The organism is Planococcus ruber, from assembly GCF_022819085.1.
GTDB lineage: Bacteria > Bacillota > Bacilli > Bacillales_A > Planococcaceae > Planococcus > Planococcus ruber.
The window spans coordinates 70,163-84,265 of sequence record NZ_JALHAG010000004.1; the positions used below are offsets into that span (position 1 = coordinate 70,163).

The 14,103-nt window shown below is 44.5% G+C and carries 12 protein-coding genes; 9 read left to right on the forward strand and 3 right to left on the reverse strand.

Translation table 11 applies throughout. From position 1 onward, the window contains the following. The first annotated feature begins 218 nt into the window (after positions 1 to 218). From MTR82_RS08250 to nadR, 3 genes are all read left to right on the forward strand, one after another. Positions 219 to 1,067 carry an STAS domain-containing protein gene (locus tag MTR82_RS08250; RefSeq protein ID WP_246808674.1) on the forward strand — a complete coding sequence of 283 codons (849 nt, stop codon included), beginning with the start codon at positions 219 to 221 and terminating at the stop codon, positions 1,065 to 1,067. 259 nt (positions 1,068 to 1,326) lie between these two features. Further along, positions 1,327 to 2,064 (forward strand): nicotinamide riboside transporter PnuC, encoded by a 738-nt coding sequence (pnuC, locus tag MTR82_RS08255; protein WP_246808675.1) that lies wholly within the window; start codon positions 1,327 to 1,329, stop codon positions 2,062 to 2,064. 2 nt (positions 2,065 to 2,066) lie between these two features. After that, entirely contained in the window at positions 2,067 to 3,107 is a 1,041-nt protein-coding gene (gene nadR / locus MTR82_RS08260; RefSeq protein ID WP_279577036.1) for a multifunctional transcriptional regulator/nicotinamide-nucleotide adenylyltransferase/ribosylnicotinamide kinase NadR, read from the forward strand. Between the two features lie 103 nt (positions 3,108 to 3,210). On the opposite strand, the gene rpsD is transcribed toward nadR, so the two are convergent. Then, positions 3,211 to 3,813 carry a 30S ribosomal protein S4 gene (gene rpsD, locus MTR82_RS08265; RefSeq protein ID WP_052652042.1) on the reverse strand — a complete coding sequence of 201 codons (603 nt, stop codon included), beginning with the start codon at positions 3,811 to 3,813 and terminating at the stop codon, positions 3,211 to 3,213. Between the two features lie 327 nt (positions 3,814 to 4,140). Between rpsD and megL the strand changes: the two genes are divergently transcribed. Then, a complete protein-coding gene (gene megL / locus MTR82_RS08270; protein ID WP_246808676.1) occupies positions 4,141 to 5,349 on the forward strand; it encodes a methionine gamma-lyase in 1,209 nt (402 codons plus the stop codon). A 209-nt stretch (positions 5,350 to 5,558) separates the two neighbouring features. Here the strand turns inward: megL and MTR82_RS08275 are convergent, their stop codons facing one another. Further along, a complete protein-coding gene (locus MTR82_RS08275) occupies positions 5,559 to 6,038 on the reverse strand; it encodes a GAF domain-containing protein (protein WP_052652040.1) in 480 nt (159 codons plus the stop codon). A gap of 45 nt (positions 6,039 to 6,083) precedes the next feature. Continuing rightward, positions 6,084 to 6,875, reverse strand: coding sequence for a histidinol-phosphatase HisJ (hisJ, locus tag MTR82_RS08280; RefSeq protein WP_246808677.1), 792 nt, complete (start codon positions 6,873 to 6,875; stop codon positions 6,084 to 6,086). A gap of 154 nt (positions 6,876 to 7,029) precedes the next feature. Between hisJ and ezrA the strand changes: the two genes are divergently transcribed. The 5 genes from ezrA (at position 7,030) to rarD (ending at position 14,038) form a co-directional block, all read left to right on the forward strand. Then, a complete protein-coding gene (gene ezrA / locus MTR82_RS08285; protein WP_246808678.1) occupies positions 7,030 to 8,733 on the forward strand; it encodes a septation ring formation regulator EzrA in 1,704 nt (567 codons plus the stop codon). Between the two features lie 59 nt (positions 8,734 to 8,792). After that, positions 8,793 to 9,890, forward strand: a complete 1,098-nt coding sequence (locus MTR82_RS08290) for a cysteine desulfurase family protein (protein ID WP_246808679.1) — start codon at positions 8,793 to 8,795, stop codon at positions 9,888 to 9,890. 63 nt (positions 9,891 to 9,953) lie between these two features. Further along, positions 9,954 to 11,156, forward strand: a complete 1,203-nt coding sequence (gene thiI, locus MTR82_RS08295; protein WP_246808680.1) for a tRNA uracil 4-sulfurtransferase ThiI — start codon at positions 9,954 to 9,956, stop codon at positions 11,154 to 11,156. Between the two features lie 109 nt (positions 11,157 to 11,265). Then, positions 11,266 to 12,840: an acyl-CoA synthetase MbcS gene (gene mbcS / locus MTR82_RS08300; protein WP_246808681.1), complete on the forward strand. Its 1,575-nt coding sequence runs from the start codon at positions 11,266 to 11,268 to the stop codon at positions 12,838 to 12,840. A 280-nt stretch (positions 12,841 to 13,120) separates the two neighbouring features. Next, entirely contained in the window at positions 13,121 to 14,038 is a 918-nt protein-coding gene (gene rarD / locus MTR82_RS08305) for an EamA family transporter RarD (protein ID WP_246808682.1), read from the forward strand. Positions 14,039 to 14,103: the final 65 nt, after the last annotated feature.

The window sequence follows — 14,103 nt, forward strand, 5'->3', positions numbered from 1 at the left end:
TTTCGGTTTTCATGATAATACAAGATTAGCACCTCCGCTATAAATCGACAACAAAAAGGCAAAAAGGGTAAAGAATAAAAAATGTCTCGCTTATAATTATGCTCTTGCTTAAAGAATCGTATATGATTACATTAAGGCAATTTAATTTAGAAACTAAGGTGATTTTCAAGACAATAAAGCCCGTCCGAAAATGCCTCTGGAAGCAAAGGGAGAGACATATGCTCAAAAATCAGGGTTTATATCATTATTTGACTGAACGTACATGGGAGTTAACCGAAAAATGGTATGAAGGGTTGGACAAAAATAAAGGGGGAGTCTACAGTTCGACTGACCCTGAAAAAATAGAAACGTTAAAGCATCAGAACCATGAATTTCATGTGCGTTTCTGTGCCATGTTTGAAAAAGATAAGGAAGAGTTTTTTGCGGGTTTCCAAGATTGGATCGAAACGATTGCCAAAGATGAAGACCATCTCTCCACGCCGGTAGTCAGTGTACTCGGCGAATTTTTCCGGACGCAGGAACAATACTTAGAAATGATTGGATCGTATGCCAAAGAGAATGAAGATACGGTCACAATAGAACAATTAAATGAATGGAACCTTGCAGTAGTGAATTCAATCAGTTCGGTCATCCTTGAGTTCACTTCCCAAAATACAAAAGCCGCTCAAGATCGCCTGCATGCCCAGCAGCAAATGATCGTGGAAATGAGTGCACCCGTTATCTTGCTAACGAAACACTCAGGTTTTCTTCCGCTGATCGGCGAGATTACGACCCATCGTGCTCAAATCGTTTTTGAAAAAACGCTTCGCCAGAGCGCTAAACACAATATCGAAAAATTGTTCATCGATCTTTCCGGGGTGCCGATCATCGATACGATGGTCGCCCAGCAAGTGTTTCAGCTGATCAACGGCCTAAAGATTATTGGAGTCAAAACAGCCTTGTCTGGCCTAAGCCCGGTCATCGCACAAACAGCCGTCCATCTCGGAATTAAATTTGTGGACATTGAAGTTTACAATACATTGGCACAAGCGCTAAAAGAAAATGGCATTTCGTTAATAGATGGATAATAAAGCCCTCATTAAAGCGGCGCTTTCGTTGTTAGTTGGATCTAGCAGCGAAAGCGCCGTTTTTTTATGCGATCTTTTTAATGAAAGAAATGTAAAATTATTCTAAAAAAATGATGCAAGTTGCTTTTTCGAAGAAGTATACTGATAGAGTCGGGGGAAAGGATTGCCTCAAACAGCAAGGCGCTTGCCCGTAGTTACTGCTGCATACGAAGGATTTATAAGGAAAGTTACGAGCTTGTACAACTAGGAGGACGAGGGAATGGTCGGTACTGCTGCACTTTCAAAAAGAAAAAAGTTTTTTGAAGATTGGACTCTGTTTGAAAAAAGTTGGCTGGTTGTTTTTGCTGCGATTAATATCTATTTATTCTTTGCCTGGGACGATACACTTCTTGGGTTAATCAGTTCTTTGACCGGAATGTTTTGTGTGCTGCTAGTCGCAAAGGGAAAAATCAGCAATTATTATTTCGGGATGGTCCAAACATCCACCTATGCTTACATTTCTTTCACTTATGGGCTGTACGGAGAAGCCATGCTGAACGGGCTTTTCTATTTTCCGATTCAGTTTATCGGATTATACTTATGGCACCGCAACAGCATAAAAAACAAAGACAGTGTACAAGGCGAAGATGTCGCTGTAAAAACAATGAGCATCAAATCTTGGATATATTCAATAATTGCCGTCATTGCCGGGACTGTGCTGTATGCTATTTTGCTTCAGGTGATAGGCGGGCGGTCTGTCGGATTGGATTCGGCGACGACGATTCTTTCGGTCATGGCGCAAATTCTGATGCTTAAGCGATTTGCAGAACAGTGGCTAATTTGGATTTTAGTAAATATCTTGTCGATTGCCTTATGGGTAATTACGCTCGATGCATCAGGCGGCAACGATTATGCATTGGTTGTCATGTGGACGGCATTTTTATTCAATTCGATTTACGGCTACTATAACTGGAGAAAAATGGCCAAGAAGCAGGATTTGGCAAAGGAGAGCATGTAGGGATGGCTATAGGAAAAGTAGGAATGTATGGCGGGAAATTTCTAATCGTCCATCAAGGGCATGTAAGTGCCATGATTCGAGCCAGTACGATGGTCGAAGAATTGCACGTCATGATTACGCATGATGAAGAATATGAAAAGGAATTCTATTTTAAAGGAACGACGATGAAGCCGATCCCATTCCATCAACGGCTCCGGTGGTGGAATGAACTGACGAAAGACTTGCCGCATGTTAAAGTCCATGCAATTTCTGAAAAGCAGACCGGCGAATTTTCAGATTGGGAACAAGGGGCCGAAAGCATTAAATCGGCCATTGGAACAGAGATTGATACGGTGTTCAGCTCCGAACCGGAATATGGGCGGCATTTTGAGAAGCTGTATCCGAATGCGCAGCATATTGTTCTGGATGCAGAACGACGGACTTATCCGGTTTCTGCGACGCAAATCCGGGAAGAAGGGGCAATGAAGCATTGGGCAATCATTCCCCGCGTCGTCCAGCCATATTTCGTCCGTAAAATAGTGGTGGTCGGCACTGAAAGTTCAGGGAAGTCGACATTGGTCAAGAACTTGGCCAATTTGTACAATACGAGTTATGTAGAAGAATACGGGCGCACGTTCTACGAAGACATCGGCGCAGAAATTGCGATCGAGTCCGATTTTCCGAAAATCGCCTTTGAACACAAGTACCATGAAGAAGAACAGGCGAAGCGTGCCAACAAATTGCTGTTCATTGATACAGAAGCGAATGTGACCCAATACTTTTCTTGGGCCTACCTCGGCTACGAACAGCCAATCTTGGATCATGTCGCGGATCTTCAACGGTATGATTTATGGCTATTCCTGGAGCCTGACGTGGAATGGGTGGATGACGGCATGCGTTCTTTCGGTGACCCATCCGTAAGGCAGAAGAATCATGCCTACCTCAAAGGGCTTTTGGATAAACGCGGTATTCGGTACCATTCCATAAGCGGCGATTATAACGAACGGCTGGAAAAAGCGATCGAACTCGTGGATGAAGTGCTGGAAGAAAAACTCTATTCCTAACCTGAATAAACCAGTATATCAAAAGGACTTCCTTTTAATAGGGAGCCCTTTTTCTTTCCACAAAAAAACCTCGAACCGGAGGACCGGTTCGAGGTTTTTTCAATTACCGTGAGTAGTACTCAACGATCAACTGTTCGCTGATTTCAGCAGACAATTCGCTGCGCTCTGGAAGGCGTACGAATGTACCTGTTTTAGTATCAGCATCGAAAGTAACATATTCAGGAACGAAGTTGCTTACTTCGATTGCTTCGTTAACTACATCAAGGTTGTTAGATTTTTCACGGAAAGAAATCGTTTGTCCTGGTTTCACGCTGTATGACGGAATGTCAAGGCGTTTGCCATCAACAAGGATGTGGCCGTGGTTAACTAATTGACGAGCTTGGCGGCGAGTGCGCGCAAGACCTAAACGATATACAACGTTATCAAGGCGAGCTTCAAGCAAGATCATGAAGTTTTCACCGTGTTTACCTGGCATTTTACCAGCTTTGTTGAACAAAGTTTTGAATTGGCGTTCGTTTACACCGTACATGAAACGAAGTTTTTGTTTTTCTTGAAGTTGCAAACCGTACTCAGAAACTTTTCTGCGTTGGTTAGCACCGTGTTGACCTGGTGCGTAAGGGCGTTTTTCTAATTCTTTACCTGTGCCTGTTAGGGAAACTCCTAAGCGGCGTGACAGTTTCCATGATGGACCTGTATAACGAGACATATATGTCTCCTCCTCTTTTTTTGGTTTTTGAAGTAAAATAAAAACCAGATGCATTCATGCTGTAAGCCATTTTGTTTTCATGTACCTTCGCTCTGCAGCCATGAGTTACGCGATACACCTATGCAGATAGGAACAAAATGAACAAACACGCACATACAACTGCTGCGATTATTTTACACAAAGTCTAGTATAACTGAAATCGAAAGAAAAAGTCAACGAAAAGAAAAAACTGTCTGAAGCAACGGCTTTCTTTTTTTTATTTTCCAAGGTAGAATGAAATTAGTTATAATGTAAGCGTTTTCAAAAACTACTAAGGGGTGTAGGGAAATGAAGAAATCAAGGATGAATATGGAGACAGCGGTAATTCATAAGGGGTATGGCAGTGCTGTTCATCACGACAGTTTAGCTGCTCCGCTGTATCAGACTTCGACTTTTTCTTTTGAAACGGCAGAAGAAGGGGAAAGCCGTTTTGTGGGAGAGAAAGCTGGCAATATTTATTCGCGCCTTGGAAATCCGACAGTGCGCATTCTGGAAGAACGAATGGCTGAAATTGAATACGGCGAAGGGGCGCTGGCTTTTGGCTCGGGGATGGCGGCAGTCAGTGCGATTTTAATCCATGCAACAAAAGCGGGAGACCATGTTCTGTGCTCGCGCGGCATATATGGCTGTACGTTCGGTCTATTGGAAATGATGGAAGAGAAATATAAGATTACGCACGACTTGGTCAGCATGACAACCGAAGAGGAAATTGAAGGGGCGCTCCGTCCGGAAACCGTCTGCATCTATTTAGAAACGCCGATCAACCCGACGATGGAAATTGTCGATCTGGAAGCGGTTATGGCTGTAGCCAAAAAGCATGGTTTGCGCGTAATCGTTGATAATACCTTCAGTTCGCCGTATCTTCAAAATCCAATTTTAATGGGAGCCGATTTTGTTCTGCATAGTGCGACAAAATATTTGAACGGACACGGCGATGTCATTGGGGGCATTCTTGTCGGAAAAGATGGGGAAGAGATGCAAAATATCCGCATGACTGTGCAAAAAGACGTTGGAGGAATTATGTCGCCTTTCGATGCCTGGCTTATCATCCGCGGTTTAAAAACATTGCATGTCAGAATGGACCGCCATATCGCGAACGCAAAGAAGGTTTTGGCGTTCTTGAAAGAGGAACCGCTGGTGAAAAAAATCTACTATCCATTTGACGATGCCCATCCGCAAGTGGAAATCGCAAAAGCGCAAATGAAAGACGGCGGCGGTTTGATTTCATTTGAAATTGAAGGCGGCAAAAAAGAAGCGCAGGCTTTCATGAACGCCTTGTCGCTGATTAAAATCGCGGTCAGCTTAGGGGATGCAGAAACCTTGATCCAACATCCGGCTTCCATGACCCATGCAGTGGTGCCGCAAACAGAAAGGGAAGCGATGGGCATTACCGAATCGCTCATGCGCCTTTCGGTTGGACTTGAACATACAGACGACTTAATCGAAGATTTGGCAAAAGCATTTGAAACGGTAAAACCGAAATTGCAGGAAGCCTAGAAAAGCGGAAGCGCCTGTTCAGCTCCGAAAGACTTAAGGCAGTACACGAAGGAAATTCTGATTTCCGTAGTGGTCTGCCTTAAGGCCGGAGGAGCTAGGCGCTGGAGTCTGGACAATAGAAAAGCGGAAGCGCCTAGCTAACAATGATGGCTTCAAACTTCTACCAAAAAAGCCAGGATCTCGTTTTATGAGATCCTGGCTTTTCACGCTTATAGATGTTTTAGCAGAATTTCTGCAAAATGCTCAAGGCCCGCTTGATCATCTGCAGTGAAGCGGCTAAGTTCTGGGCTGTCGATATCCAGAACGCCGATTACAGTGCCGTCTTTTACGAGCGGCACCACGATTTCAGAACGCGAAGCTGCGTCGCAGGCAATATGTCCAGGAAAAGCATGAACGTCTTCAACCAGCATCGTTTTCTTTTCCGATACGGCGGTGCCGCAGACGCCTTTTCCGACTTGGATGCGGACACAAGCAGGCAGGCCTTGGAAAGGTCCGAGAACCAACTCTCCATTTTCCATCAAATAAAAGCCGACCCAGTTAATACGTTCCAAAAACTGATTGAGCAACGCAGAAGCATTGCTTAAGTTTGCGACTGTATTGGTTTCACCTTCTAATAATGCATCCAGCTGTTTGCCGAGCATCGCATACTGGTCTGCACGGGTGCCGCTGTAATCTGTTTGAGTAAACATTCAAAAACCTCTTTTCGTTTAAGGGTGATCTATATTTTTGCTTTGTTAAGTATAGAATTTCTCATAATGCTTATGCAAGCCATTCGCACTATGGGCATCCGAGCCAAAAACAAGTGGAATAGAAAGCGATTTTGCATAATCGATGTAAGGAAACGGAGGATACGGTTCCAGGCAATCGGGTTTTGAAAAACCGGCGCCGTTCATATCAATTTCCATTCCTGCTTCTTTGATCCGGTTGAATAGTGCTTTTATGCGGAAACTGTCATCGATTTGTTCGCCGTGTGCCAGCTGGAATTTATGCACTAATGTCGGATGGCCGATCCGCTTAGGCTTGAAAGCGCCGAGTTCCGCTAGAACAGAAGATTCTACCGCATCGTAATATTGGCTGTAGACGGCTTCAACTGAACCCATTTTTCTCGATAGTTCCATGAAAACTTCTTTGCTGAAATCCATGCAATAAAACTGGCCGGCTGACTCAAGAAAGTGGACAGACAAGATGGAATCGTCTAACACAGGCCCGTATTCATCCAAAAATGCCTGCGTTTCTTTTTCGTAGCCGCGGATATAATCAATTTCCAGGCCTAAGCGAATGCGAATATCGTTCTTATATGCATCTTTTGCCTGTTGAATGGCGTCTATATATGGAGGCATCTCTTCTAATCTCATGCCGCTGTCCTGCTCAGGCGTTGGATCAACGAATGAGGAGGGGAGGGGAGCATGTTCCGTAAAGGAAATGTCGGTAAAACCGGATTTAATCGCTTTTTCTATGTAGGAATCGAGTGAATCTTGCGTGCCGTGAGGGCAGAAAGGCGTGTGGATATGCCCGTCTCTTTTCATTAAAACACCAGCTTTCTTTCGAGTTGAAAAATATTTATCCGTTTTCTCCAATTTGACAAACAAAAGAATGGAATACATGTTAAAATAGTAGAATCATGAAATACATTTACATAGACCAGCAAATGTGATTTTGGAACAGGGGGCTATATGACTTATGATGAAGTATATCATCATTGCGGTCATCATTCTATTAGCGGCAATTACCGTCGGCTTTTTGTTTCGCAAGAAACACAGCGCGGAAATCGAACGCTTAGAACAGTTAAAACTGCAAATACAAAATAAACCGATACTTGAAGAACTGACGAAAGTAAAGCAATTGAATATGAATGGCCAGACGGAGGAAATGTTCGAACGCTGGCGCAACATATGGACGGAAGTAATGGATGTACATATTCCGAAAATCGATGCTTCTCTATTTGACGCTGAAGATGCCATCGACCGCTTTAAATTCGGAAAAGCTTCATCGATTGAAAGAGACATTGAAGCCCGCATTGAAAATGTGGATCAGCAAATGAATGATATTTTGGTCGAGTTGGAACAATTGATTGGCAGTGAAGAAAAAAACCGCAGCGAAATGGACCTGATGAAAGAGCAATATCGCCAAGCTCGCAAGAATTTATTGGCCCATCAGCATTCCTACGGCGCTGCCGCCGGTCCGCTCGAGAAAAAACTGGAATCGTTCACACCGCTTTTCAATGAATATGATGCGTTGACGGAACAGGGAAATTACTTGGAAGCACGTGAAATAGTCATGAATTTAGCGGCTGAAGGGGATTATGTCTTTTCGTTAATCGACGATATTCCGCCTTTGCTTACGGATGTCCAATCTAAAATTCCTTCCTATATAAACGAATTGCGCAATGGCCAACGGGAAATGGAGTCTCAATCCTATTACCTGAACCATCTGGAACTGGCAGGACAGCTGAATGCCATGGAAGATGAACTGGCTGTTTTGAAACAAAATATTGCGGAGCTTAACATTGCCGAAGCAAAAGAAGAAGCCGAAATGATGAAAGACCGCATCGATTCCTTCTATGAGTTGCTTGAAAAAGAAGTCAAAGCGAAGCACTATGTGGATCAATACAAAGTGGAGACGGGACGCCAATTGGAAATCGTTTCCCGCGAAACAAACGCCATGGCGGAAGAATGTGCCATTGTCCAGCAAAGCTATAAGATTCCGGAAAGCGAAGCTTCCATTCCGGTCGATTGCCTGGACAAATTGGAAGAATTGCAGAGCCGCTTTGATTTATTAGAATCCCGTACGGGAGAAGCGCAATCGGCGTATTCAAGTTTAGAAGAAGAGCTTGCTTATATCCGGGAAGAATTGACGAAAATTGATGTCATTCAAAATGATTTCTCTAATTCGTTGAGAAGCCTGCGCATCGATGAAAATGCAGCCCGCACGAAATTAGAAAGCCTAAAACGTCAGTTGCAGGAAACCGACCGTATGCTCCATAAAGCGAATATGCCGGGAATTCCAGAAGAAATGGATGTCCGCTTAGAAGAAGCGGAAGAGCATCTATTTGTAGCTATGCAAGGGCTGCAGGAAGTTCCATTGAATATGAAATTAGTTGATAACTACTTGATGAAAGCGGAGAAGTGCATCGATGAGGTAGATGAAAAAGCGACAGAGATGGTGGAAAATGTTCAATTGATTGAACGCATCATCCAGTATGGAAACCGCTACCGCAAAACGAATCCGCAAATGAATGCCAAGTTGATGGAAGCGGAAGAATCGTTCCGCCAGCTCCGGTATACAAAAGCATTGGAAGAAGCCGCTACAGCTGTCGAAACGTTTGAACCGGGTTCAATGAAACGCATTGAAGTGCTGGTCAAAGAAGACGCTTGGCGTACGTAAATACAAAAAGAAACCACCAGCCACTTGAGCTGGTGGTTTCTTTTTCGGAGGTGCCTGAAATGATTTATTTGGATAATAGTGCAACAACCAAGCCGAGAACAGAAGTGCTGGAAACCTTTATGAAAGCCAACGAACAATATTATGCCAATCCGGCTTCTTTGCATCAGATGGGAAATGAAGCCGAAGACTTGCTGGAAAATGCAAGAGAGCAAATCAAGCGCATTTTAAATATGGAGCACGTAATTTTCACTTCGGGTGGAACAGAATCCAATAATTTAGCCTTGTTTGGAGCTGCCCGTGCTAACCGGCATCGAGGAAAGCATATTATTTCTTCAGCTACCGAGCACCCTTCTGTTTTGAATTCATTGAAAGAATTGGAAAAGGAAGGGTTCGAAATTACAATCTTAAACGTGAATTCATCAGGGGAAATCAGTTTGGATGAGTTGAAGAATGCGCTTCGAAACGATACGATTCTTGTAAGCCTCATGCATGTCAACAATGAAATCGGGACGATCCATCCGATTGCTGAAGTAAAAGCTTTGTTGCAAGGATCGCGTACTTTACTGCACGTGGATGCTGTGCAGAGCATAGGGAAGATCCAGTTAAATGCCAAAAGCATGCCGGATTTATTGACGGTTTCCGGCCATAAAATCCATGGCTTGAAAGGCAGCGGCGTGTTGGCTTTCAACCAACTTGAACTTTCTGCGGTTCAATTTGGCGGCGGCCAGGAATCCGGCTTGCGAAGCGGAACGGTATCTGTGCCGCATGCAGCCGCTTTCGCGAAAGCACTCCGGCTAGCTGAACCCAATCCCGCTTTTGCTGATTGGAATAAGGAACTGCGGGAATTTTTCTCGGAATTTGCCGGAGTCAAAGTGGTCAGCCCTAATGGGGCAGCTCCACATATTCTGGCCGTTGCGGTAAAAGGCGTCAAAGGGGAAATTTTGGTATCCGGGCTTCAAACCGAATCTGTCATCGTTTCGACTTCGAGCGCCTGCTCTTCAAAAAACAAAAAGGCAAGCCATGTAATTGAAGCAATCGGACTTTCGCGGGAATATAAAGATGGCGTCATGCGCATCAGTTTCGGGGCATTTACAACAGCAGAAGACATTGCGCGTTTAAAAGAAGCATTCGCAAATATGCATAAGCTTATAAAATAATCGGCTAGTCTACAGCCAGGAATATAAATTTTATCAGTTTCGCCAAAAAAGGAGATTTATTGGATGAAAACAAATCAAATCCTCGTCCGTTACGGGGAATTATCGACTAAAGGAAAAAATCGCAGCTCGTTTATTGGGCGCCTGCGTGATAATATCCGCCAAATGTTCGCAGATTTAGGGAGCATCCGAGTCAAAGCAGAGCGCGACCGGATGTTCATCTTTACAGACAGCGAAGAAGATATGCAGCAAATCTTGGAAAGGCTGCCGAAAGTTTTCGGCATCCAGTCATTCAGCCCGGTGACGGAAACGGTTTTAACGATGGAAGCGATGCAAGAAGCTGCGATTGTCGTGATCGATAAACTCGATCTTGAAGGCAAAACGTTTAAAGTGAACGTTAACCGGGCGAATAAAGATTTTCCTCACGAAAAGCTGGAAATTATGCAAGCAATCGGTTCGAGTGTATTGCGCAATTTCCCCGAACTCACGGTTCAAATGAAAAAACCGGACATCGAATTAAAAGTCGATATCCGCGAAAACGGTGCCTTTTTAATGGCGGAAGTCATTCAAGGAGCCGGCGGCCTGCCGGTCGGAGCTGGCGGAAAAGCGTTATTGATGCTGTCAGGCGGCATTGACAGTCCGGTAGCAGGCTATCATATGCTGAAACGGGGAGTTCGCCTGGAACTGATCCACTTTTTCAGCCCGCCTTTCACGAACGACCGCGCAAAAGAGAAAGTGTTTGATTTGGCCGAAAAACTCAGCCATTTTGGATCTTCGGTAAATCTGCATGTGATTCCTTTTACCGAATTGCAGCAGGAAGTGCATAAGCAAGTGCCGGATAATATTACGATGACTTCGACGCGCCGAATGATGATGAAAATAGCCGATTTGGTTTTAGCGGAAACGAAAAGCCAAGCAATCATTACCGGTGAAAGTTTGGGGCAGGTAGCGAGCCAAACACTGGAAAGCTTGAATGCCATCAACGCCGTGACCAACTCACCGGTGCTGCGGCCATTAATTGCAGCGGATAAGCTTGAAATCATCGAAACGGCTCAAAAAATCGGGACTTACGATATTTCCATCCGGCCGTTTGAAGATTGTTGTACAATTTTTACGCCAGCAAATCCGAAAACAAAGCCGAAACTGGAAAAAGTGGAGTATTACGAGAACTTTGTCTCGTTTGATGAATTGATCCAAGAAGCAGTACAGAACCGGGAAGTCATTAAATTCCCACGAAAGAAAGAAAATAAGTTTGAAGACCTTCTCTAACTGCCTGAAAGGGCAGTTTTTCCTTTATTATAATTATTTTGAATAATAAAATAGTTGGGTTATAATAATAGAGATATAATAATTTTTACCATCCAAGGGGGACAGCCTAGTGAACAGAGAAGACTTATTGGCACCGGAATCTTATAATTTAACGGAAGAAATTGAACGCTTTGCAACAGGTGATGGCAAACTGGCAATCATTTGGGAGAACGGCCAAGGGGAAAAGAAAGAAGTTACATACGATGAATTAATTAAACAAGCAAATAAAGCGGCAAACAGCTTTGAAAAAGCAGGGCTCCAAAAAGGAGATATCGTCTTAGTGATGGTGCCTCGCTTAATCGAAGCCTATATTGCTTATACCGGGGCTCTAAAAGCGGGGCTTGTCGTGATTCCAAGTTCTGAAATGCTTCGGGCAAAAGATATCTCTTATCGTTTGAACCATAGTGATGCAAAAGCGGTCATCGCATACGAACCATTCATGGATCAGTTTGAAGAAGTGGAAGAAATGAAAAAGGTCACAAAATTCGTCATCGGCAAATCGGACACGAGCTGGATTTCATTGACTGATGAGATGGAAACAGCTTCTGATGAATACCAGGCTGCAGAAACGAAAAACGACGACATGGCATTTCTGTCCTATACGTCCGGGACGACGGGCAATCCAAAAGGGGCTGTCCATAGCCACGGATGGGCGTATGCACATTTACGCACTTCCGCTGAGCATTGGCTGGGCGCGAAAGAAGGCGATCTTGTCTGGGCAACGGCAAGCCCTGGCTGGCAGAAATGGATCTGGAGCCCGTTCCTTGCGACACTCGGAAGCGGGGCTACCGGATATGTGTATAATGGCAAATTCGATCCGGAAGTTTACTTGCAGATTTTAGAACGGCAGAAAATCAACGTTTTATGCTGCACGCCGACAGAATACCGGTTGATGGCGAAGCAGAAGAACTTAGCGTCCTTCGATTTGTCTTCTCTGCACAGTGCGGTATCAGCTGGCGAACCGTTAAATGCGGAAGTCATTAATGTGTTCAAGGAACATTTCAATTTGGAAGTCCGGGATGGATACGGCCAAACAGAAAACACCTTGCTGGTGGGAATTATGAAAGGGATGGAAATCCGCATCGGTTCCATGGGGAAACCGACTCCAGGGAACCGGGTGGAGATCATCGATGAAAATGGCCAGCCGGCAGCGGAAGGCGAAGTCGGCGATATCGCGGTCCATGTTTCAACGCCTGCGTTATTCAAAGGCTATTTCAAAGACGACGAACGGACGAAAATGCAATTCCGCGGCGATTATTACGTTACCGGCGATAAAGCATCAAAAGACGATGACGGGTATTTCTGGTTTGAAGGAAGAGGAGATGACATCATCATTTCTTCCGGCTATACGATCGGGCCATTTGAAGTGGAAGATGCTCTCGTCAAACATCCGGCCGTTCAAGAATGTGCGGTCATCGGCGCACCGGATGAAATTCGCGGGACCATCGTCAAGGCATTTGTCGTTCTAGTAGAAGGCAATGAACCATCTGACGAATTGGTAAAAGTATTGCAGGATCATGTAAAAGAGCTAACAGCCCCGTATAAATACCCGAGAGCGATCGAGTTTTTAAAAGAACTTCCGAAAACCGCTTCCGGCAAAATTCGCCGAGTGGAGCTCCGGCAAAACGAAAAAAATAAATCCTAGCAGTAAGCGGCCGGTTCATTCGGCCGCTTTTTTTATTTAACCCGGCGAATCTAGACGGCCGCTTCCGCTTTTCTTATTGTCCAGACGCCAGCGGCCAGGCCCTCGGGTCATAAGCCATCTTGGCTATGCGGCAAAGAACGCCGCTTCGCCAATCTGTCTTATGCCTTTCGGACCTAAACGGCCGCTTCCGCTTTTCTTGTTTACTTAAAAATTATAGGGGCATATAATTAGACTATTATTTCGAGAGACAAAATAAAGAGAGAATGGTGAGTATTTCAAGATGAGCGATGAAAAAAGAGGCATACTGTTTACAATACTGACTTATACCATCTGGGGGATCTTGCCGATTTATTGGAAGACGGTCGACCATGTGCCGGCGGATGAAATTTTGAGCGGCCGTGTTGTCTGGTCATTTCTGATTACCTTGGCGGCTATCGTATTAATCGGGCGGGCTAAATTATTAGTAGCCGATTTAAAAGCTTTGTGGAAATCAAAAAAAACATTTTTTACATTGATGCTGGCCTCGTATTTAATTACAGCGAACTGGTTCTTGTATATTTTTGCCGTAACAAACGACCGGATCGTAGAAACCAGTCTCGGCTATTACATCAATCCGCTTGTATCAATGCTGCTCGGAGTGTTTTTCCTGAAAGAGAAAATGGCGCCGGCAGTTAAAGTCGCTTTTGTATTTGCGGCAACGGGCGTTGCGATTTTGACGATTTCATACGGTCAGTTTCCTTGGCTTGCTTTTGGAATGGCATTTAGTTTTGCCTTCTATGGCTTTATCAAGAAAACGATTAAATTTGATGCGCTTCGGGGACTGGCGCTTGAAACTTTATTTGTCCTTCCGCTTGCAGCGGCATACATGGGTTATTTGTTTGTTTCCGGACAGGCAGTTTTCCTCCACGATTCCGGCACAACGGATCTTTTGCTGATCTTAAGCGGTGCAGCGACTGCGCTGCCATTGTTCCTGTTTGCCACGGGGGCGCCGTTGATTCCGATGTATATGATCGGTTTCCTTCAATATATTGCGCCGACGCTGATGCTGCTGCTTGGCGTGCTGGTTTACGGTGAAGCTTTTGACCGCATTGATTTGATTTCATTTTCATTTATCTGGTTTGCTTTAGCGCTGTTTACGGGATCGAAGATTATCGAGGCGCGGAACGGCAAACGGGCAAATGCCAATGCGCCGCTATAATAACTTCCCGCAGAAATGAAACATTTTTTAGGGTTGCACGTATAATGGGTTGTAGACTTAAAGGA

Bases quoted from the DNA above. Each gene is read 5' to 3' on its own strand.
- ezrA (WP_246808678.1), top strand. From the start codon at position 7,030: ATGATGAAGTATATCATCATTGCGGTCATCATTCTATTAGCGGCAATT.
- rpsD (WP_052652042.1), bottom strand. From the start codon at position 3,813: ATGTCTCGTTATACAGGTCCATCATGGAAACTGTCACGCCGCTTAGGA.
- MTR82_RS08275 (WP_052652040.1), bottom strand. From the start codon at position 6,038: ATGTTTACTCAAACAGATTACAGCGGCACCCGTGCAGACCAGTATGCG.
- MTR82_RS08290 (WP_246808679.1), top strand. From the start codon at position 8,793: ATGATTTATTTGGATAATAGTGCAACAACCAAGCCGAGAACAGAAGTG.
- megL (WP_246808676.1), top strand. From the start codon at position 4,141: ATGAAGAAATCAAGGATGAATATGGAGACAGCGGTAATTCATAAGGGG.
- nadR (WP_279577036.1), top strand. From the start codon at position 2,067: ATGGCTATAGGAAAAGTAGGAATGTATGGCGGGAAATTTCTAATCGTC.
- pnuC (WP_246808675.1), top strand. From the start codon at position 1,327: ATGGTCGGTACTGCTGCACTTTCAAAAAGAAAAAAGTTTTTTGAAGAT.
- MTR82_RS08250 (WP_246808674.1), top strand. From the start codon at position 219: ATGCTCAAAAATCAGGGTTTATATCATTATTTGACTGAACGTACATGG.
- thiI (WP_246808680.1), top strand. From the start codon at position 9,954: ATGAAAACAAATCAAATCCTCGTCCGTTACGGGGAATTATCGACTAAA.
- rarD (WP_246808682.1), top strand. From the start codon at position 13,121: ATGAGCGATGAAAAAAGAGGCATACTGTTTACAATACTGACTTATACC.
- hisJ (WP_246808677.1), bottom strand. From the start codon at position 6,875: ATGAAAAGAGACGGGCATATCCACACGCCTTTCTGCCCTCACGGCACG.